This is a genomic window from Parasphingorhabdus sp. (assembly GCF_039977335.1).
GTDB lineage: Bacteria > Pseudomonadota > Alphaproteobacteria > Sphingomonadales > Sphingomonadaceae > Parasphingorhabdus.
Map to the genome: position 1 here is coordinate 58,677 of NZ_JBDWDI010000004.1, position 18,944 is coordinate 77,620.

Here is an 18,944-nt window from a genome sequence, read left to right on the forward strand (position 1 = left end):
GGCCTAACCGGCTTTCCGATGCTCTTCCGGCTTTTGTTCGACGATTTCCTCAACGGCTTCTTCGGGCTGTTCTGGCAGCAAATTCCGCTCTGCCAATACTTTCCGGGTTTGTAGCGTGGAAAGAGGGCGGCCGTAGTGCCAACCTTGACCTTTGGAACAGCCGATATTGCGCAATTCGTCTTCAATCGCCTTATCTTCAATGCCTTCAGCAGTGATTGGCATGCCAAGGCTCTCGCCAAGGCTGGTAATGGCTTTCACAATCGCTGCGCTTTCCGGGTTTTCCAAGATCGACGTAACAAAACTGCGGTCAATCTTGATCCGATCAAATGGCAAAGCGCGAAGGTGGGCCAGCGAACTATAGCCGGTACCAAAGTCATCGAGCGCGATGCTGATGCCCTGGTTCTTGAGGCTACCCACAATGGACTGCGCAAGGCTGAGATTTTCAAACAGCGAGCTTTCGGTAATCTCAATTTCAAGTCGATTTGACTGGAAGCCGGTTTCCACGAGTAGTTTGACGATTTTCTGAGCGAGCCAAGGGTCCAGCAACTGTACAGGAGAAATATTTACCGAAACGGTGAGGCTTGGATCCCAGTGTTTTGCGTCTTCAAAGCACTGGCGCATCACACTGAGCGACAAGTCACCAATCATTCCGGTTTCTTCGGCAATAGGAATGAATACCTCTGGTGATACCAGACCTTGTGTCGGCGATTCCCAGCGTGCGAGCATCTCGAAGCCTGTCAGTTTTCCTGTCGCAAGATCAATTTGCTGCTCGTAGTAAGGTACAAATTCACCTGCTGGAATACCCCGGCGCATGCCCGATTCAATGGTGTTGCGGGTCTGCAGTTCTTGTTCCATCGATACATCGAACCAGCAGAACCGGTTCCGGCCTTGCTTTTTTGAATTGTACATTGCGATGTCGGCGCGTTTCATGAGCACATCGACGCCTTGGGATTCAAAATCAAAGCGCGATATACCGATAGAGGTAGTGACCACCAGATGATTGCCATTTTCCACAATTGGCATCGCGATGCTGTCAATCAGGTCATCGGCAATGCGGTCTACGAGCTCTGGTTGGTCTGGATCAAAGACAAAAGCACACGCAAATTCATCACCACCAAGCCGGGCCAATAGATTATTGGGCGGAATGACGTTGGAAATTCGTGCCGCGACTTCTCTCAGCACAATGTCACCGGCACTATGGCCGTGCACATCATTGACAGTTTTGAAATTGTCGAGATCGAGCATTAGAAACGCTGTGCTCTTGTTTTTGCGCTGCGCGGTCGCAATCATTTTGGTTGTTTTTTCAGACAAAGTCCGGCGATTTAAAAATCCGGTCAGTGGGTCTGTAGCTGCAAGTGAATGGGCGCGTTCTTCTGCTGCAGTCCGCTCGACCACTTCAGCAGACAAATCGCGATAACGGCGCCAGCCAAATAATATCAGTGCGATATTCAGCAAAAATGCTGAAACAAGCATCTTGTCAGTGCCGCCGCCATATCCAGAGATAGATGCAATCGCTTCGGTGATGACCGTGCCGCCGGTTCCGACAAACATCAAAATCGCAAAGATCACGATCAGGCTGGTAACAACATCGCGACGCGCTGATACAGCATGTTTGTTGGCTGATTTGACGCTATTCTCTTCCGACATATTTTGCCCCATGACGGTTTCCCAAAACTTTTCAGCGTGCCTATTGCATTCATAATCCTCAATTTCCGGTTAACATTACTTAATTTAGGGGATTTAGAGGGTTGCGGGGCGGTGTCAGATCGACTAATGGCACGGCAAATAGAGAGACATATTGTCTCATGTTTTTAGTTTCGAGTTCAAAAAACTCACACGTCGGTTAGCGAGGTTTCGCCCACCGGCGTTTTTTGCGTTGAGCGGTTTTGGGCTTTTTTAGCCTGATTTCAGCCGGTTTGAGAGAAAGGAAGACGCCATGTTTGACAAGTTAAGCGACCGGCTCGGCGGCGTCTTTGACAAACTGCGTGGCCGCGGGGCGCTAAAAGAAGAAGACGTTCGCGGCGCGATGCGCGAAGTGCGGATTGCTTTGCTGGAGGCTGATGTTGCGCTTCCGGTTGTAAAGGATTTCGTTGAAAAAGTAACAGAACAGGCGGTCGGCCAGTCGGTTCTCAAGTCCATCACACCCGGCCAGCAGGTCGTCAAGATCGTCAACGACGGTCTGGCGGACATGCTGGGTGCTGAAGTTAGTGGTCTTGATCTGGCTGTTACCCCACCGGCGATCATTATGATGGTTGGTTTGCAAGGGTCGGGTAAAACGACGACCACGGCGAAGATCGCTAAGCGGCTCAAAGACAAAGAGAATAAGAAGGTCATGATGGCCTCACTTGATGTCAATCGCCCCGCAGCGCAAGAACAACTGGCCGTGTTGGGCGAGCAGATTGAAGCCGCGACCTTGCCTATTGTCGAAGGCCAACAGCCCGTTGAGATAGCCAAACGCGCTTTGCAGGCAGCCAAATTGCAAGGTTTCGACGTGTTGATGCTCGATACCGCAGGCCGCTTGCATGTCGATCAACAGCTAATGGATGAGATGAAGGCTGTAGCTGACGTCTCCAAGCCACAGGAAACATTGCTGGTCGTCGATGCTTTGACCGGTCAGGATGCGGTGAATGTTGCAACCAACTTCTCCGAACAAGTTGATCTTAGTGGTGTGATCCTGACGCGGATGGACGGCGATGCACGCGGTGGTGCAGCGCTTTCGATGCGCGCGGTTACCGGCAAGCCGATAAAATTTGTGGGTATCGGCGAGAAAATTGACGCGCTGGAAGAATTTCACCCTGAGCGCGTTGCGGGCCGTATCCTTGGGATGGGCGATGTTGTCAGTCTGGTCGAAAAGGCTGCTGCAACTGTCGACAAGGAAGAGTCCGAAGCACTGGCCGAGAAAATGGCCAAGGGGCAGTTTGACCTCAACGATTTGCGGTCGCAGCTACGCCAGATGACCAAAATGGGCGGTCTGGGTGCGCTAGCCTCAATGATGCCGGGGATGAAAAAAGCCAAGGCAGCTATGGCTGGCGGCGCGATGGACGACAAGGTTCTGGTGCGCATGGACGCGATTATCGGATCCATGACCAAGCAGGAACGGGTTCGCCCGGGCTTGCTCAACGCGAAACGCAAAGTGCGGGTTGCCAAAGGCTCCGGCACCACGGTGCAGGACGTTAACAAGCTCCTGAAAATGCATCAGGAAATGTCCAAGGCGATGAAGAAGATCAAGAAAATGGGAGGTTTGAAAGGGCTGGCATCCATGTTCGGCGGAGGCGGCGGCGCTGCTGGCGCGGGCATGGGCGGTCAAAATGGCGGTATGGGCGGAATGCCTGGACTGCCGGATATGTCCCCTGGCGGACTACCACCGGACTTAGCGAATTTGTTGAATAAGAAGAAATAGTTTTAGAAATTAAGTTTATTATATTGTTTTAGAAAGGTTTATTTATGTCAGTAGCAATGAGAATGGCCCGCGGTGGCTCCAAGAAACGTCCCTATTATAAAATTGTGATCGCGGATATCCGCGCTCCACGGGACGGCAAGTTTATCGAGCGTATCGGTAGCTATAACCCGCTACTCGCCAAAGATGACGAAAAGCGCGTTATTTTGGATCTGGATCGTGCGAAACATTGGTTGAGCGTTGGTGCCCAGCCTTCCGATCGTGTTTCTCGTTTCCTGGATGCCGCCGGTTTGATGAAGCGCGAAGCGCGTAACAACCCGAATAAAGCCAAGCCAGGCGAGAAAGCCACTGAGCGTTTGGAAGAAAAAGCTGAAAAAGCTGCTGCCGCAGAGGAAGCTGCGAAAGAAGCGGCTGCCGCTCCTGCAGAAGAAGCACCAGTTGAAGAAGCTGCAGCGGAAACACCTGCAGAAGAAACACCAGCCGCTGAAGAAGCTGCTGAAGCACCAGCTGAAGAAGTAAAAGCCGAGGAAGCACCCGCTGAGGAAGCTAAGGCGGAAGAAGCGACTGAAGAAAAGTCCGAGGGTTAATCCTTGGCCAGTGTTGATCCGGACACGTCTGTCCCTCTTGCCGTCATTATTGGCGCGCACGGGGTGACCGGCGAGGTCCGGCTCAAACTTTTCTGTGAGAGTCTCGATAGTCTCAAGCAGTATAAAATCTACAACAGCGGGAAACTAACGCTGAAGTCCGTCAAACCGCACAAAATGGGCGCGATTGCACGGATTGCCGAAATTACCGACCGCAACGGAGCCGAAGCTGCTCGCGGCACAGAACTCAACGTCCCACGCTCCGCTTTGCCGGATCTCGATGAGGACGAATTCTACCATATAGATATTATTGGTCTGCGCTGTGTCTCTGACAATGGCGAGGAACTGGGCAAAATTTTCGCCATCTATGAATTTGGTGCAGGCGATGTGATCGAAATTGAGCGCGCCAGTGGCAAGAAATTCATGGTGCCGGTAGGTGCTATTGATATGCGCAATGATCCGGCCATTGTGCTGTCGGATTTTGTCGAGCCATGACCGGCCCGATATTCTTCATAGTGATGATGGTTGTCGTGGTTACACTTCCGTCCATTGTCGGTTGGAAACTAAGTAAGAAATATCAGCAATTTGGTCGAATGGCGGCAACGGCATTGGCCGGGCAGTTAATCATGACACCGGTAATATTGTGGCTTGCCTACTCTGAAGATCGCAACTTTGGCGAAAACCCTTTGAAAGCTGTGACAATATATGCCGCTATGGCGCTGATGATCTCGATTATGACCTTTGTTATCCTAGAGATCAAAAACACGCGGAAGGGCAAATGATCTGCAGTGCCCAATTTTTTGAATTCTCGTCAGAAGTAGCTTTCGGATCGCCCGACACTTGTATGACGCTTCAGCAACTGGAGACCAGCAAATGGAATTGATCTTTGCCTTGGCGCTGCTTTTCATCCTGTCGATTTTCACGGCGTCTCTTGTTCAGCGCCTCTTCCCCCTGTTATCTGACCGGAGCCGGTGGCTCATATCAGGCGTTTTGAATATGGCCATGATAGTAACAGTGATTGCTGCTATTATCGCTTTCCGAGAAACCAGTTTTCACGCTGACATGCAGAGTAGTTTGCTGATTGGCTTCGGTCTTGTTTTGGCCCCTGTCGGTTTTATCCTCGGAGCGTTCATGTCCAAGAAAATGCAGAAACGGGGAAAGTGATGGAATTTACCGCCCAAATCCTAACGCTATACCCCGAAATGTTCCCCGGACCGCTCGGCACATCTTTGGCGGGCAGGGCGCTGGAAGAGGGCAAATGGTCCTGCAATCCCATCCAGATGCGCGACTTTGCAACGGACAAGCATAAATCGGTAGATGACACGCCAGCGGGCGGCGGTGCGGGTATGGTTTTGCGGGCTGACGTCATGGCATCGGCAGTCGATCATGCGCTGGAACAGCAACCAGATGCTCCGATCTTGGCGATGACACCTCGGGGAAAACCGCTAAAGCAGGCGCGTGTGCGGGAATTATCTGCTGGCCCCGGTGTCACCATTCTCTGCGGTCGTTTCGAAGGATTTGATGAGCGGATTTTCGATGCAAGGCCGATTGAAGAGGTCTCGATCGGTGATTATATCCTCTCTGGCGGAGAAATGGGTGCTTTGGTGCTTTTAGACGCTTGCATTCGGCTGCTTCCCGGGGTAATGGGCGCGTCTTCTAGCGGAGATGACGAGAGTTTCGAAACCGGACTTTTGGAATATCCGCAGTTTACCCGACCTCAGAAATGGGAAGGGCGTATTATCCCTGAAGTCTTGCGATCGGGGGATCATGCGAAAATAGCTGCTTGGCGGAAACAAAGAGCAGAGGAAGATACACGGCTAAGGCGGCCCGATTTATGGGAGCATCACAGGGATGTTCCGGATCAGTCGCCCTCTGGTGCGCGAGGACAGAAAAAGGAAGATCGGTCATGAACCTGATCCAAACACTTGAGAAAGAAGCTGTAGAAGCATTTGCAGCCTCTAAAGATATCCCGGAATTTCGCGCTGGCGACACGCTGCGCATCGGTGTTCGCGTTGTTGAAGGCGAGCGCGTTCGTACCCAGAATTTTGAAGGTGTGTGCATCGCACGGACCAGCCGCGGCATGGGCTCCAACTTTACCGTACGGAAAATTTCCTTCGGTGAAGGCGTTGAGCGTGTGTTCCCGCTTTATTCACCAAATATTGAATCGATCACAGTGGTCCGCCGGGGTGTCGTTCGTCGTGCTAAACTTTACTATCTGCGCGGCCGTACAGGTAAACGGGCACGTATTGCGGAACGCCGCGTGAACCAGCCAGCCAAAGGCGCTGAAGCGAAATAAGAAAAGCTTCATAACAAATTCAGGCAGCCGGTTCTCCCCACAAGGAAAACCGGCTGTTTTCATATTCAGCACAGGAAAAGTTTCATGGGTTACAAAGTTGCAGTTGTTGGAGCGACCGGAAATGTCGGGCGCGAAATGCTGACCATCCTCGCCGAGCGGGAATTCCCGATTGATGAAATTGCCGCAGTGGCCTCATCGCGATCCCATGGGACCGAAGTCGAGTTGGGTGATACCGGCAAGATGCTGAAGGTCCAGAATATCGAGCATTTTGACTTTTCAGGATGGGATATGGCGCTTTTCGCTGCCGGTTCCGGTCCGACCAAGGAATATGCGCCCAAAGCGGCTGCCGCCGGCTGTGTGGTGATCGACAATAGCTCGCTATACCGGATGGACCCAGACGTGCCGCTGATTGTGCCGGAAGTGAACCCTGATGCGATTGAAGGCTATAAAGCGCGCAACATCATCGCCAATCCCAATTGCTCGACCGCGCAGATGGTGGTGGCGTTGAAGCCGCTTCATGACGTCGCGAAGATTAAGCGCGTCGTTGTGTCGACCTATCAGTCCGTGTCCGGTGCAGGCAAAGGCGGCATGGACGAACTGTTCGAGCAATCCCGCGCGATTTTTGTGGGTGATCCCAAGGAAAACCAGGTCTTCACCAAGCAGATAGCGTTTAACGTGATTCCGCATATTGACGTCTTCCTTGACGATGGTTCGACCAAGGAAGAATGGAAAATGGTCGTCGAGACAAAGAAAATCCTCGATCCCAAGATCAAGCTGACCGCGACCTGCGTGCGCGTGCCGGTTTTTGTCGGCCACAGTGAAGCGATCCATATCGAATTTGAGAATGAAATTTCTGCCAAAAAGGCCCAAGAAATCCTGCGCGAAGCACCAGGTATCATGCTCGTCGATAAGCGTGAGGACGAAGGTTATACGACTCCGGTTGAGTGCGTCGGCGACAGCGCTACCTATATCAGCCGCGTCCGCGAAGATCCGACTGTGGACAACGGCCTGATCATCTGGTGCGTATCCGATAACCTGCGCAAGGGCGCGGCGTTGAATGCGGTGCAGATTGCCGAGCTACTAGGACGGAAGCATTTGCAAAAGGGCTAAATCACTGAGCGACCTCTGTTGGTCGCACCTATATTGAAACTGTAACAAAGCTCCTTCAATCCTGCCGTGGTTGAGGGAGTTTTTGTGTGAACCATATTTTGATTCGTGCCGTTTGGTTATTCGTTATTGCTATCGGTTTAGCCTATCCTGTCATAGCGTCGGAAGCGGCGAAACGCACTCCAGAAAACTGGATATTCATCGGTGGTGACAATCCCGCCACCCATATCGATCTGCTAAAGCACGCTTACATTTCGGGCGTTCAAGTTATTCATAGCTGGAAATCATTGGAACCAGAGAAGGATCGCTATGATTTTTCGCGCATTGATCGCGATCTGGAGCTGCTTGAGCCGCTCGGCAAAAAACTTTTCCTGCAGATACAGGACCGCTTCTTCTTTCCTACCCATCGGAATATTCCCGATTATGTTCTAACGGATCCGATCTACGACGGTGGTCTAGTGCGGCAGGATGACAATGCTGGCGAAGGTAAGAAACAAGGTTCTGGTTGGGTGACTATCCAGTGGAACTCAAAAGTGCGGGCTCGGTATCAGAAACTGTTGCGGGCGTTAGGGGAACGCTATGATGGCAAGCTATTTGGTATAAATCTACCGGAAACAGCTATTGAAGTGCGGAACAATTCCGAGAATAAGGGTTTTGACTGCGACGCCTATTTTGCGGCGCAGATTGAAAATCTCGGAGTTGCAAAACAGGCCTTTCCGAAATCCCATGTCGTGCAATATGTCAATTTCTGGCCATGCGAGTGGAACAACGACCGCAAATATATGGAGCGAACGTTCGACTTCGCTAAGGCCAATGGCATCGGCTTGGGCGGCCCGGATATCATTCCTTACCGCCGCGGTCAGATGAAAAACTCCTATCCGTTTTTCAACCGCTATCAGGATGATCTGCCGCTCATCGCCATGGCAGTGCAGGGGCCGACGCTGACCTATACCAACCCCAAAACAGGCAAGAAATTCACCCGGGCGGAGTTTCAGGATTACGCGGCAGATTATCTCGGCGTCGATATCATTTTCTGGACCGTTGAGTCGTCTTGGTTGAAGGAAAAGCCTTAAACGGTTCCTGGCTTGCCATCTGCAATTCCGCCAATCATAAGAGCGCACATGAAGCGTTAACGGGAGTGGATGATGACATTGCAAGCAGACGTATATTGGTCCTTCCGGTCCCCCTATAGTTATCTCGCAACACGCCGCTATGTCGCGCTGACGCAGAAATATGACCTCAAAATCAATCAGCGTTTCGTTTATCCGCTGGCCATTCGCGAACCGGATTTCTTTGAGAAAAACCATCCCAACTGGTTGGGCTATGTGTTCAAGGATATTTTCCGTGTGGCGCAGTTTATGGATATCCCGATGATGCCGCCCAATCCTGATCCGATCATACAGGATATCGCAACCCGCAAGATTGCCGAGGATCAGCCGCATATTTTTCTGCTCACCCGGATGGGGCAGGCGGCTTCGCGGCGCGGTAAGGGGCTGGAATTTGCCGACGAGGTGTCCCGCCTTATCTGGGGTGGGGTGCAGGGTTGGAACGAGGGCGATCATCTGGAACAAGCGGCCACGCGCGCCGGGCTTGATCTCTCGGAACTCAAGACAGAGGCCGAAGCCAATCCGGAGGAACTGGATAGCGAGATTGCTGGCAATCAGAAAGCGCTGGAGGTCGCCGGTCACTGGGGCGTTCCGACTTTGGTGTTCGAGGGCGAGCCGTTTTTCGGGCAGGACCGGATTGATCTTGCGGTTTGGCGGATGCAGCAAAAGGGCTTAGCCAAGCGCTGATAATTCCCTTTCCTACAATATCGAAAACGCTTAGCTTGATCGAATGGCAAACTGGTTCTCTGCTCCCACTCGGTTCAACGACAATGATATTCGCTTCAACCGAATTTCACCCCCAATTTGCGTATCTTTTGTAGAATTTCTCGGGCCGTAATTGAACTAGCACGAAAGGAGGGACTCGGTAATGGAAGGGACACTCACTGGTGGCTGCCTTTGCGGAGCGGTTCGTTACGAACTCAAACCGGGCTTCAGAATGCGGCCTTATGCCTGCCATTGCACCGATTGTCAGCGCCGGACCGGAAGCGCTTTCAGTCTGCACATGGGTATCATGGCAAAGGACCTGACCATCGAAGGTGAATTGAACGAAGGGAAATTTGTGCAACCCAGCGGTGCGATCAGCACCATCACAGGTTGCGCAAAATGTATGAGCCGAATTTGCGCGGCCCATGATCAAAGACCGGGGCTGGCAAGTATCCGGGTCGGAACACTCGATAACAGCAAGAATGTTAGCCCTGCCGCGCATTTTTGGGTGTCCAGCAAACAGCCATGGATCACTATTCCCGACGGCGTGCCGACGCTTGAGACGCAGCCCGGGTCCAGCGAGGAATGGCTGAAATATGTCGGCCCTGAATGAGTGAAACGCAAACAGGAGGTTGCCAATGCGGCGCTGTTCGTTATGCGTTTAACGGCCCAGTGCCGCCCGCTTATGCCTGTCATTGCGGGGAGTGCAAGAAACAGAGCGCCAGCGCCTTTTCAATGTCGATCCCGTTCACCTATGATGGCCTGACTGTGACCGGCACGCCAAAAATCCTTGAAACAACCGCACATAGCGGCAAACGGAAATATAACTATTTCTGCGGGAAATGCGGGACGCGGCTTTGGCACAGCGGAACCAATCCGCCGACGGCCATCACGCTAAAAGTCGGGACATTGGACCACTCGGCGGATATCACGCCCGTCGGCCATTTATGGGTTTCCAAAAAACAGACGGGTATCATGCTCGATCCGGAAACAGATCAACATCAGACACAGCCAGACGATGTGGTCGCCTGGCGCAGCAATTTGGGGCAATGACTGTGGAAGCAAAGAGTTGGGACTTCGCGTCCTTTGATGGCGTAAAGCTCAAAATTCATGAAATGGGAGAGGGACGAGCTGTCATCCTGCTGCACGGGCTATTTTCCAATGCAGAGACCAACTGGATAAAATTTGGCCAAGCTTCGGCATTGGCTAATGCAGGCTTTCGAGTGATCATGCCGGACCTGCGTGCGCATGGGCAGAGCGAAGCACCGCATGAAGAGACTGCCTATCCACAAGGTGTGCTGATCAAGGACGTTTTGGCGTTGATTGATCATCTCAACCTGCCAGATTATGATTTAGGCGGCTTCTCGCTCGGCGCTCGGACAACCGCCAAATTGCTTACCTCGGATATTCACCCGAAAAAGGCTATTTTGGCGGGCATGGGACTTGAGGGTCTGGCGGGCTGGGATAGGCGGCAGGGCTTTTTTCTCAAAGCAATTGAACTGCGCGATACGGCGAAGCGCGGCGACCCACACTGGATGGCGATCCAGTTTATGAAAAGCCAGAAAATTGATACGATCGCGGCGGCGCATTTATTGAAGACATTTTCCGATATGCAGCCAGAAGCGATTGCAACGATCACCACGCCAACACTGGTGCTATGCGGATCAGAAGATCGCGACAATGGCGACCCTGAGACACTGGCCAAACTGCTGCCGGACGGACAACATGTTGCCGTTCCCGGAACGCATATGAGTAGTGTAACGAAGCCGGAAATGGGGCAAGAAATGCTCCGGTTTTTAAAAGCGTAGGACAGGGGAGAGGGAAGACCGATGCCGAAATTTATAAGCTGGCGCAATTTCTGGATATTCTGGCTGGGGGGACTGGCTGTGTTTGTGTTTAATGTTGCGACCAGCGGACCGCTGATGACGGACGTGGCGCCTACCGGGATATTGGATCATCAAAGCGCAGCAACGGCCGAGCGGGTCAATGCAATTCAGCAAAGCTGGGCTGCTGCGGGGCAGATGAACTATGCCAAATGGTCTATGATCACGGATCTGGTTTTTATCGGACTCTATACCATTGGCGGAATTTTGGGCGGACGGCTATTGTGGCAGGAGGCGCGTTCTCCTTCGCTGAAGAAACTCGGGCTGGCCATGGTTCTCACTTATTTTCTATTCGGTGTGTTCGACTATGTCGAAACGATTAGCCAGATTACGCAAGTGTTACAGCAGCAAGGCAGCGATATGCTGGCCGGTATTGCCGCTTTTGCACGGCCGCCGAAAATACTGACCTGGATCATCGGAACTGTTGGAATAATTGTTGCTTTGATCTGGCGCAGTCGGGAAAGACGCGCTTGACGGCCACGCAATAAAGTTTCAATTCATACTAAAATAACTGCCAGAGAGGATATATTTATGAAGATAGCTGGGAAAACAGCCGCTTCGATCATCGCCCTTGCTGCGATAGCATTTAGCGCCCCCGTTCATGCCAAACATCATGAAGGCGACGAAATGGCCGACAAGGCCAATCCTACGACTGAAGACGCCAAGAAATTCGTCGAAGAAACCGAGAAAAAGATGTTTGATTTCTCAGTCGATGCTGGCCGGATTTACTGGATCAATGCAACCTATATCACTGAAGATACCGATGCCTTGGCGGCGAAGGTTGGTGCTGAGGGAACCACCATGTCGGTGCAGGCTGCTATTGATGCAGCAAAATTCAACAATGTGACTGGGCTTGATGCGGTAACCACGCGCAAGCTCGATAAGCTGCGCGGTGGCATAGTTCTTCCCGCGCCAACAACCGAGGGCGCAGCAACAGAGCTGAACACAATCGCGACCAAATTGAACTCTGCCTATGGCAAGGGCAAAGGGACGCTAAACGGTAAGGAAATCAACGGCTCCGATATCGAAGCGGCCATGGGCACCAACCGTAACCCGGATGAGCTATCGGAAATGTGGGCAAGCTGGCACAGCAATGTCGGTGCGCCGATGAAAGACGATTATGCCCGCATGGTCGAGATTGCCAATCAAGGCGCTAAAGAACTAGGTTTTGCTGATGTCGGGGCAATGTGGCGCTCTGGTTATGATATGCCTGCAGATGATTTTGCCAAGCTGACAGACAAGTTGTGGAGCCAAGTGAAGCCCCTCTATGACGAACTGCATTGTTACACGCGGGACAAACTCAACGCGAAATATGGTGATGACGTTCAGGCCAAAACCGGTCCGATCCGTGCCGACCTGCTCGGTAATATGTGGGCACAGGAATGGGGCAATATCTATGATGTTGTCGCTCCCGAAGGCGCTGGTGACATTGGTTTCGATACGACCGAATTGCTAACTTCCAAGGGCTATGATGCCATGAAAATGGTCAAGGCCGGGGAGGGATTCTTCTCATCTCTTGGTTTTGATCCTCTTCCTGACACGTTCTACGCAAGGTCTCAGTTTACAAAGCCGGCAGACCGCGAAGTTGTTTGCCACGCTAGCGCGTGGGATATCGACAATGTTGACGATATCCGGATCAAAATGTGCATCAAGGTGAATGGCGACGATTTTGTCACGATCCACCATGAACTGGGACACAACTATTATCAGCGCGCCTATAACAAGCAGAGCTATTTGCATCTCGATGGTGCCAATGACGGTTTCCATGAAGCCATTGGTGATATGATCGCGCTGTCGATCACGCCGGAATATCTGGTGCAGGTTGGGCTGCTGGATGCAGACAAAGTGCCGAGCGAGGACAAAGATGTCGGATTGCTGTTACGGCAGGCGATGGATAAAGTTGCGTTTCTACCCTTTGGCTTGCTAGTCGATAAATGGCGTTGGCAGGTTTTCTCCGGCGATATCCAGCCAGCGGAATATACGCAGGCATGGCATGATCTGAAACGCCAATATCAGGGCATTACACCGCCGGTAGATCGTCCAGCGGACGCGTTCGACCCCGGTGCAAAATACCATATTCCGGGTAACACGCCTTATTCGCGCTATTTCCTAGCACGGATATTGCAGTTCCAATTCTACAAAGCCGCCTGTGATGCCGCAGGATGGGAAGGGCCACTTCATCGCTGTTCTTTTTATGGCAATAAGGAAGTGGGTGCGAAGCTGAACGCCATGCTGGAACTCGGCGCATCCAAGCCTTGGCCCGATGCGCTGGAAGCCTTTACCGGCACGCGCGAAATGGATGGATCAGCGATGATCAGCTATTTTGCGCCGCTAATGGACTGGCTGAAGGAAGAGAATAAAGGTAAATCCTGCGGTTGGTAGGCATTAAAAAACCGGCGGGGCATAGATGTTCCCGCCGGTTTTTGATGATTTAAATCGAATTAAAGCTGGTCGAGCATATAGTCGGCAGCGCTGACTTTAAAGTCGCCGGGTGCTTCGACGTTTAGCTCTTCGACAACACCGTCATTGATGATCATCGAAAAGCGCTGGCCACGGGTGCCCAGACCAAAGCCGGAACCATCCATTTCGAGGCCGATCGCTTTGGCAAAATCGCCGTTCCCATCAGCAAGCATGGTGACATCTTCGGAACCCGCATCTTTGTTCCAAGCGCCGAGAACGAATGCATCATTGACCGCAGTGCAGGCAATTTCATCGACGCCTTTCGCTTTCAGATCGGCGGCTTTTTCAACATAGCCCGGAAGATGCTTGGCTGAACAAGTAGGGGTATAAGCTCCAGGAACGGAGAATAATGCGACTTTTTTGCCCGCAAAATAGTCAGAGGAGCTGACTTGCTCAGGGCCATTTTCTGTTGCTTTTACGAGGTTTACCTCGGGTATTTTATCGCCTTTGTTGATCATATTGTCGCTCCTTTTGGGATCTTTTGGGAATATCTGTATGTCCTATGCATTTGTGGTGACAGCATCATGAAATTGCAAGCAATGTAATGATAATGTTCGGTTTATCGAATTTACCATGGGCAGGGCGTCATAACTCACTTATGCATTGGTAATGGAAGATCCCCTCTATTTCTCCGGTCAATTTCTACTTGCAACGCCTGGCATGGCCGATCCGAGATTTTCTCGCTCTATCATTGCCATCTGTTCTCATGATGAAAATGGAGCGTTGGGAATTAACATTGCGGAAACGTCTGAGGACATCAGCTTCCACGGGATTTTGGAGCAGTTTGACATCGAACCGCAGGAACTGAAGGATCGTAATGTCTTTGTCGGCGGTCCTGTCGAGATGCACCGGGGCTTCATTCTCCACAGTCTGGATTTCAATTTGTCAGACACGTTGCAAGTTGGTGATCGCTGGGGATTAAGCAGCTCTCTCGATATTTTGGGCGCTATCGCCAAGGATCGCGGACCAAAAAAATGGATCGCTGCGCTGGGCTATTCGGGTTGGGGAGCTGGCCAATTGGAGCAGGAGCTGACCCAGAACGGATGGTCGATCACGCCGGGAGAACCGGAATGGCTCTATGAGACAAGTGCCAAAGACAAATGGGAAATGGCTTGGAAGGCACAAGGCATCGACCCGAGCATGTTATCCGGCCAGTTTGGTAGTGCTTGAAAACCTAATACCTTTAATAAAGTTCTGATTATCGGTCAAAATTCATAATAATATAACAAATATAAAGACATCTTTATATTTGCTTCCAGAGCTTCAGGAAGCTAAGGAATGTCGCAACTGCTGCGCAGAATTTCCGGCGCGGCAATTCGTCTTTCAAGGAGAATGAACGTGGCTACTGCAGCAGATACAGCAAACCAAGATTATGTGATCAAGGATATTTCTCTCGCCGAGTTCGGCCGTAAGGAAATTGAGATTGCCGAAACCGAAATGCCTGGCCTGATGGCTTTGCGCGAAGAATTTGGCGCTGAGCAGCCTTTGAAAGGCGCACGGATTACCGGTTCGCTGCATATGACTATCCAGACGGCGGTTTTGATTGAAACGCTTCTCGCTCTCGGCGCGACTGTTCGTTGGGCTTCTTGCAACATTTTCTCAACCCAGGATCACGCGGCTGCGGCAATCGCTGCGGGTGGGACACCGGTTTTCGCAATCAAAGGCGAAACACTGGAAGAATATTGGGCGTATGTTGAGCGCATTTTTGATTGGGGACAGGATGAAACCTGTAACCTGATCCTTGACGATGGCGGCGATGCAACCATGTTTGCGCTTTGGGGTGCACGGGTTGAAGCGGGAGAAGAATTGTTTACTCCTGAGAACGAGGAAGAAGAGGTTTTCTGCGCGACACTGACACGTTTCTTGGCCGAACGCCCTGGTTATCTGACCAAAACCGTTGAAACCATCAAAGGTGTTTCAGAAGAAACCACGACCGGTGTTCACCGCCTTTATGAACTGGCGAAACAGGGTAAACTTCCTTTCCCTGCAATCAACGTGAATGACAGTGTCACCAAATCGAAATTCGATAACCTCTATGGCTGTAAAGAGTCGTTGGTGGATGCGATCCGCCGCGCGACCGACGTTATGTTGGCCGGCAAAGTAGCTTGCGTCGCTGGTTTCGGTGATGTTGGTAAAGGTTCGGCACAATCGCTTCGTAATGGCGGCGCGCGCGTACTTGTGACGGAAATCGACCCCATCTGTGCTTTACAGGCATCAATGGAAGGCTTCGAAGTCGTTACCATGGAAGAAGCAACCCAGCGGGCGGATATCTTTGTGACCACAACTGGTAACAAGGATGTGATCACGGTGGATCACATGCGGGACATGAAAGACCGTGCCATCGTCTGTAACATCGGCCACTTCGACAGTGAAATTCAGATTGCGGGCCTTCAGAATATGAAATGGTCAGAAATCAAGCCACAAGTTGACGAAGTCGAATTCCCGGATGGCAAAAAGCTCATCATTCTTGCGCAGGGGCGCTTGGTCAATCTTGGTTGTGCGACCGGTCACCCAAGCTTCGTGATGTCTGCTAGCTTCACCAACCAGGTGATGGCGCAGATCGAACTCTGGTTGCGGCCTGAACAATATAAGAATGACGTTTACGTGTTGCCGAAACATCTCGACGAGAAAGTAGCTGAGCTTCATCTCGCGAAATTGGGCGTGAAGCTGACCAAATTGACCAACGAGCAAGCTGATTATATCGGCGTGACAACGGAAGGCCCATTCAAGCCTGATCATTACCGCTATTAATGAAATGACCGGATGGGCCATAATCGGCTCATCCGGATTTTCTGGAACTTAGCGTGCCGTAAAACGCGTTTTGCTTTTATCCGGCTTCTTTGGGAAGCTCGGCCATTTATTTTGCGCCAGAGTTCTCAAGCTGGCTGATTTGATGCCGGCCTGCTTTTCATACATCCAATAGTTGCGCATGATGATCGAGACATAGCCGCGCGTTTCGACGTAGGGGATGCTCTCCATATAGAGCAGCGGATCATCATTATCTTGTATCTCGTTGTTCCAGCGCTGAACTGAACCCGGGCCTGCATTGTAAGCGGCAGCGACTTTTGGCAGTTTGCTGCCGGTAATCGATGAATTGCTTAGATATTCCAGGTAGGATTGCCCATATTCCAGGTTGGTTGATGGCTCGAGCAATTGAGACTTCTGAAACCGTCGTCCATTCGCGCGCGCAATATCACCCGCCGTCCCAGGGCGAACCTGCATCAGACCAATGGCATTTGCTGGGCTGACCGCTTTGCTGCGAAAAGCTGATTCCTGAAGCGTATGCGCATAGACTAAAGCTGGATCGACGCGCCATCCGCCATCTGGTTTCCATTTGGGGGCTGGGAAGCGCGCCTGCGCATCCGGCTTAAACCCGCGCGGCGCATGGTGCGCCAGCCACAATTGCGTGCGCGGTAAATTCAATTCGCGCGAGAGTTTCAAAAGGGCTGCATGATCATTGGAATCACCAATACGCGCCTGATGCCGCAACACTTCGTCGGCAAGACCTTCTTCACCGATTTCAACCAAGGCGATGGCGGACTTGACATTGTCGTGCCGCTTCAAGGTTTTCCAGTCACCCTTTGCAAATCCGGCACGGGATTTCATACTTGCGATATCCATACCCAATGTCTGTGCAGAAAGGAGGCCATAGAAACTGTCACTGCGCTTGGCCGCTGTTTGCAATTTGCCCTGTGCTTTTTGCGGCTGACCACAAACAATGTCGGAGCGTGCGCCCCAATAAAGCCCAGCGGCTTGCAAATCAGCATTAGCGGCACGTCGACCAACATTATCGAAAGCCGCACTGGCGGTTTGACAGTCTTTCAGGCGCCAAGAAGAGAGTCCTGCAACCCAATCGGCATGAACAACCCAAGGGCCACTTCCTTTTTGTGCCTTTTTCGCCATGCGCTGCGCTGATCGGTCATCATTTTCGATATAGTAAGACCAGGCAACCCGCTGTTCGAGCTCGGTTCGAGCGTCAGACGATAGGCCATCGGCTTTATTCGAGAGAAGCGCTTCGGCAGATTGTGGACTATCGTTCTTGATGAAACCCAAAATCTGCCCGCGAATTGCATTAGCACCATTGTCTGATTTTATCGAACCAGGCTTTTTTCGGATTGGCAGCCCTGGAACATAAGAAAGATTGCGGCGTTGCGGCAGATTGGGAAGCAGTTGCGCGCCCCGTTTCTTTGCCAATCGACCAAGTTGTGCCGCCTGCGGAATATGCGGCGCTTCATTGACCAAAACCAAAAGTGGCCCCAGTTCCGCACGTGGAGAATTTGCATCCAGAAAATATTCAGCCTGTGCGATCGATTTCAAAGGCCCTTTGGGCGCGTCGGCGATAAGGTTTTTTGCCGTATCCCATTGATTGCCGCCCATCGCCTTGAAGATAGCACGATAATGTTCGGACTGTTTCCGTTTTAATTGTGAAGGGATATCTTTCGCTACAGAAGAGCTTTTGAACAACACGGCCCCGCCATCCTGGGCCGCTACTGGAGCGATCGGAAGTGCTATAAACGCTGATGTCAGGGCAATTTTCAATTTTACCGGAAACTGATTTTTCACGAACTGGTGATCCTTGTAAGCAATTGCAAATCTTTCCACGCCTCCGCCTTGAATTCTGGTCTTTCGATCAAAATCCGCGGGTGAAAGGTCGCGATTGCCTCTATTTTGTATGAACTATGGTTAACAAATTGTTTATTCTTGCGGGCAGTGAGCAAATTCTCGTTAAAAAACAACCCGGATGGTGTGTCGCCAAAGAAGATAAGCCTCTGCGGTCGGACCAGCCCTATGTGATGTAGCATGCGTTTTTTTAACGCATCATGATATTGCGGATCAATACGGCCATCAAAGGAACGCCCTAAAGAGACGGAAGCAGAATAAGTTTTTTCCGAATCGCATCCAATAGCCTTCAGCATATTGGCCAATAGGGCTGCGCTTTTCTCAGAAAAGAGAGAATTTTGTGCTAAACTACCTTGTTCCGGCATTCCGACAATGACCATGATTTCAGGTTCAATCACGCCAGTAGGAAGCACATGATTTTGCGACCATCGCGCTTCAACCAATTTCTCAGGCACTGATAACCAAGCAAGAAATTGATCATGCTGCTTCGGATAATTTTCACTGCAGCTCTCGACGGAAGTACTTTCTTGGGCGGATTGTGGCTTGCTTTCCGTAGGGGCAATAGACTCGATTAGTTTTTGTTCTACAGGGAGCGTCGCCGGAGCGGTTTCTTCCAAAAGTGAGGCCGGCTCGCTGTTATAGTGCAAGTCAACACCCGCCAGGCTCCACCAGTCGCGAAGGCTTTCAATCTGCTCAGCAGGCGTGCTTTCAGCAGGTGCAGGTGTAGAAAAATTCATGTATACATAGAGTCATGAGTTGACGAATTGGTCAATTGGCGGGCAAGCA

The 18,944-nt window shown here is 51.5% G+C and carries 21 protein-coding genes; 17 read left to right on the forward strand and 4 right to left on the reverse strand.

Annotated features, from left to right (window positions below; translation table 11 throughout):
* Positions 1 to 3: 3 nt before the first annotated feature.
* Positions 4 to 1,659 carry an EAL domain-containing protein gene (locus ABJM21_RS07575; protein WP_348303542.1) on the reverse strand — a complete coding sequence of 552 codons (1,656 nt, stop codon included), beginning with the start codon at positions 1,657 to 1,659 and terminating at the stop codon, positions 4 to 6.
* 277 nt (positions 1,660 to 1,936) lie between these two features.
* On the opposite strand from ABJM21_RS07575, the gene ffh reads away from it, so the two are divergent.
* The 15 genes from ffh to ABJM21_RS07650 all read left to right on the forward strand — a co-directional run bounded on the left by ffh (position 1,937) and on the right by ABJM21_RS07650 (position 13,460).
* Positions 1,937 to 3,400 (forward strand): signal recognition particle protein, encoded by a 1,464-nt coding sequence (ffh, locus tag ABJM21_RS07580; RefSeq protein WP_348303540.1) that lies wholly within the window; start codon positions 1,937 to 1,939, stop codon positions 3,398 to 3,400.
* A 44-nt stretch (positions 3,401 to 3,444) separates the two neighbouring features.
* The gene (rpsP, locus tag ABJM21_RS07585) at positions 3,445 to 3,984 is read left to right on the forward strand and encodes a 30S ribosomal protein S16 (protein WP_348303539.1); all 540 of its coding nucleotides are present in this window, start codon (positions 3,445 to 3,447) and stop codon (positions 3,982 to 3,984) included.
* Between the two features lie 3 nt (positions 3,985 to 3,987).
* The gene (rimM, locus tag ABJM21_RS07590; protein ID WP_348303537.1) at positions 3,988 to 4,476 is read left to right on the forward strand and encodes a ribosome maturation factor RimM; all 489 of its coding nucleotides are present in this window, start codon (positions 3,988 to 3,990) and stop codon (positions 4,474 to 4,476) included.
* Positions 4,473 to 4,763 (forward strand): hypothetical protein, encoded by a 291-nt coding sequence (locus tag ABJM21_RS07595; protein WP_348303535.1) that lies wholly within the window; start codon positions 4,473 to 4,475, stop codon positions 4,761 to 4,763. Before rimM ends, ABJM21_RS07595 begins: the two co-directional genes overlap by 4 nt.
* A gap of 91 nt (positions 4,764 to 4,854) precedes the next feature.
* Positions 4,855 to 5,145, forward strand: a complete 291-nt coding sequence (locus tag ABJM21_RS07600) for a hypothetical protein (protein WP_348303533.1) — start codon at positions 4,855 to 4,857, stop codon at positions 5,143 to 5,145.
* Positions 5,145 to 5,891 (forward strand): tRNA (guanosine(37)-N1)-methyltransferase TrmD, encoded by a 747-nt coding sequence (trmD, locus tag ABJM21_RS07605; protein ID WP_348303531.1) that lies wholly within the window; start codon positions 5,145 to 5,147, stop codon positions 5,889 to 5,891. The genes ABJM21_RS07600 and trmD overlap by 1 nt, the downstream gene beginning before the upstream one ends.
* The gene (gene rplS / locus ABJM21_RS07610; RefSeq protein WP_348303529.1) at positions 5,888 to 6,277 is read left to right on the forward strand and encodes a 50S ribosomal protein L19; all 390 of its coding nucleotides are present in this window, start codon (positions 5,888 to 5,890) and stop codon (positions 6,275 to 6,277) included. Before trmD ends, rplS begins: the two co-directional genes overlap by 4 nt.
* 84 nt (positions 6,278 to 6,361) lie before the next feature.
* Positions 6,362 to 7,387 carry an aspartate-semialdehyde dehydrogenase gene (locus ABJM21_RS07615; protein WP_348303527.1) on the forward strand — a complete coding sequence of 342 codons (1,026 nt, stop codon included), beginning with the start codon at positions 6,362 to 6,364 and terminating at the stop codon, positions 7,385 to 7,387.
* Between the two features lie 86 nt (positions 7,388 to 7,473).
* Complete coding sequence (locus ABJM21_RS07620) at positions 7,474 to 8,457, forward strand: beta-galactosidase (protein WP_348303526.1); 984 nt, start codon at positions 7,474 to 7,476, stop codon at positions 8,455 to 8,457.
* A gap of 72 nt (positions 8,458 to 8,529) precedes the next feature.
* The gene (locus ABJM21_RS07625; protein ID WP_348303524.1) at positions 8,530 to 9,177 is read left to right on the forward strand and encodes a DsbA family protein; all 648 of its coding nucleotides are present in this window, start codon (positions 8,530 to 8,532) and stop codon (positions 9,175 to 9,177) included.
* 181 nt (positions 9,178 to 9,358) lie between these two features.
* Positions 9,359 to 9,808, forward strand: a complete 450-nt coding sequence (locus tag ABJM21_RS07630; protein WP_348303522.1) for a GFA family protein — start codon at positions 9,359 to 9,361, stop codon at positions 9,806 to 9,808.
* A complete protein-coding gene (locus ABJM21_RS07635; RefSeq protein ID WP_348303520.1) occupies positions 9,805 to 10,248 on the forward strand; it encodes a GFA family protein in 444 nt (147 codons plus the stop codon). Before ABJM21_RS07630 ends, ABJM21_RS07635 begins: the two co-directional genes overlap by 4 nt.
* Positions 10,245 to 11,003 carry an alpha/beta hydrolase gene (locus ABJM21_RS07640; protein ID WP_348303518.1) on the forward strand — a complete coding sequence of 253 codons (759 nt, stop codon included), beginning with the start codon at positions 10,245 to 10,247 and terminating at the stop codon, positions 11,001 to 11,003. The genes ABJM21_RS07635 and ABJM21_RS07640 overlap by 4 nt, the downstream gene beginning before the upstream one ends.
* Positions 11,004 to 11,024: 21 nt before the next feature.
* The gene (locus ABJM21_RS07645; protein WP_348303516.1) at positions 11,025 to 11,552 is read left to right on the forward strand and encodes a hypothetical protein; all 528 of its coding nucleotides are present in this window, start codon (positions 11,025 to 11,027) and stop codon (positions 11,550 to 11,552) included.
* Between the two features lie 57 nt (positions 11,553 to 11,609).
* A complete protein-coding gene (locus ABJM21_RS07650; protein WP_348303515.1) occupies positions 11,610 to 13,460 on the forward strand; it encodes a M2 family metallopeptidase in 1,851 nt (616 codons plus the stop codon).
* A 59-nt stretch (positions 13,461 to 13,519) separates the two neighbouring features.
* On the opposite strand, the gene ABJM21_RS07655 is transcribed toward ABJM21_RS07650, so the two are convergent.
* Positions 13,520 to 13,996: a peroxiredoxin gene (locus ABJM21_RS07655; protein WP_348303513.1), complete on the reverse strand. Its 477-nt coding sequence runs from the start codon at positions 13,994 to 13,996 to the stop codon at positions 13,520 to 13,522.
* A 151-nt stretch (positions 13,997 to 14,147) separates the two neighbouring features.
* On the opposite strand from ABJM21_RS07655, the gene ABJM21_RS07660 reads away from it, so the two are divergent.
* A complete protein-coding gene (locus ABJM21_RS07660; RefSeq protein ID WP_348303511.1) occupies positions 14,148 to 14,708 on the forward strand; it encodes a YqgE/AlgH family protein in 561 nt (186 codons plus the stop codon).
* A 168-nt stretch (positions 14,709 to 14,876) separates the two neighbouring features.
* The gene (gene ahcY, locus ABJM21_RS07665; RefSeq protein ID WP_348303509.1) at positions 14,877 to 16,289 is read left to right on the forward strand and encodes an adenosylhomocysteinase; all 1,413 of its coding nucleotides are present in this window, start codon (positions 14,877 to 14,879) and stop codon (positions 16,287 to 16,289) included.
* 48 nt (positions 16,290 to 16,337) lie between these two features.
* On the opposite strand, the gene ABJM21_RS07670 is transcribed toward ahcY, so the two are convergent.
* Entirely contained in the window at positions 16,338 to 18,140 is a 1,803-nt protein-coding gene (locus tag ABJM21_RS07670) for a lytic transglycosylase domain-containing protein (protein ID WP_348303507.1), read from the reverse strand.
* The gene (locus ABJM21_RS07675; RefSeq protein ID WP_348303505.1) at positions 18,098 to 18,895 is read right to left on the reverse strand and encodes a uracil-DNA glycosylase family protein; all 798 of its coding nucleotides are present in this window, start codon (positions 18,893 to 18,895) and stop codon (positions 18,098 to 18,100) included. Before ABJM21_RS07675 ends, ABJM21_RS07670 begins: the two co-directional genes overlap by 43 nt.
* Positions 18,896 to 18,944 lie beyond the last annotated feature (49 nt).

Excerpts from the sequence above, each read along its gene's own strand:
- ABJM21_RS07625 (WP_348303524.1), top strand. The coding sequence starts at position 8,530 with ATGACATTGCAAGCAGACGTATATTGGTCCTTCCGGTCCCCCTATAGT.
- ABJM21_RS07575 (WP_348303542.1), bottom strand. The coding sequence starts at position 1,659 with ATGGGGCAAAATATGTCGGAAGAGAATAGCGTCAAATCAGCCAACAAA.
- ABJM21_RS07635 (WP_348303520.1), top strand. The coding sequence starts at position 9,805 with ATGAGTGAAACGCAAACAGGAGGTTGCCAATGCGGCGCTGTTCGTTAT.
- ABJM21_RS07640 (WP_348303518.1), top strand. The coding sequence starts at position 10,245 with ATGACTGTGGAAGCAAAGAGTTGGGACTTCGCGTCCTTTGATGGCGTA.
- rpsP (WP_348303539.1), top strand. The coding sequence starts at position 3,445 with ATGTCAGTAGCAATGAGAATGGCCCGCGGTGGCTCCAAGAAACGTCCC.
- trmD (WP_348303531.1), top strand. The coding sequence starts at position 5,145 with ATGGAATTTACCGCCCAAATCCTAACGCTATACCCCGAAATGTTCCCC.
- ABJM21_RS07615 (WP_348303527.1), top strand. The coding sequence starts at position 6,362 with ATGGGTTACAAAGTTGCAGTTGTTGGAGCGACCGGAAATGTCGGGCGC.
- ABJM21_RS07595 (WP_348303535.1), top strand. The coding sequence starts at position 4,473 with ATGACCGGCCCGATATTCTTCATAGTGATGATGGTTGTCGTGGTTACA.
- ABJM21_RS07645 (WP_348303516.1), top strand. The coding sequence starts at position 11,025 with ATGCCGAAATTTATAAGCTGGCGCAATTTCTGGATATTCTGGCTGGGG.
- ABJM21_RS07600 (WP_348303533.1), top strand. The coding sequence starts at position 4,855 with ATGGAATTGATCTTTGCCTTGGCGCTGCTTTTCATCCTGTCGATTTTC.
- ffh (WP_348303540.1), top strand. The coding sequence starts at position 1,937 with ATGTTTGACAAGTTAAGCGACCGGCTCGGCGGCGTCTTTGACAAACTG.
- ABJM21_RS07675 (WP_348303505.1), bottom strand. The coding sequence starts at position 18,895 with ATGAATTTTTCTACACCTGCACCTGCTGAAAGCACGCCTGCTGAGCAG.
- ABJM21_RS07660 (WP_348303511.1), top strand. The coding sequence starts at position 14,148 with ATGGAAGATCCCCTCTATTTCTCCGGTCAATTTCTACTTGCAACGCCT.
- ABJM21_RS07650 (WP_348303515.1), top strand. The coding sequence starts at position 11,610 with ATGAAGATAGCTGGGAAAACAGCCGCTTCGATCATCGCCCTTGCTGCG.
- ABJM21_RS07655 (WP_348303513.1), bottom strand. The coding sequence starts at position 13,996 with ATGATCAACAAAGGCGATAAAATACCCGAGGTAAACCTCGTAAAAGCA.
- rplS (WP_348303529.1), top strand. The coding sequence starts at position 5,888 with ATGAACCTGATCCAAACACTTGAGAAAGAAGCTGTAGAAGCATTTGCA.
- ABJM21_RS07630 (WP_348303522.1), top strand. The coding sequence starts at position 9,359 with ATGGAAGGGACACTCACTGGTGGCTGCCTTTGCGGAGCGGTTCGTTAC.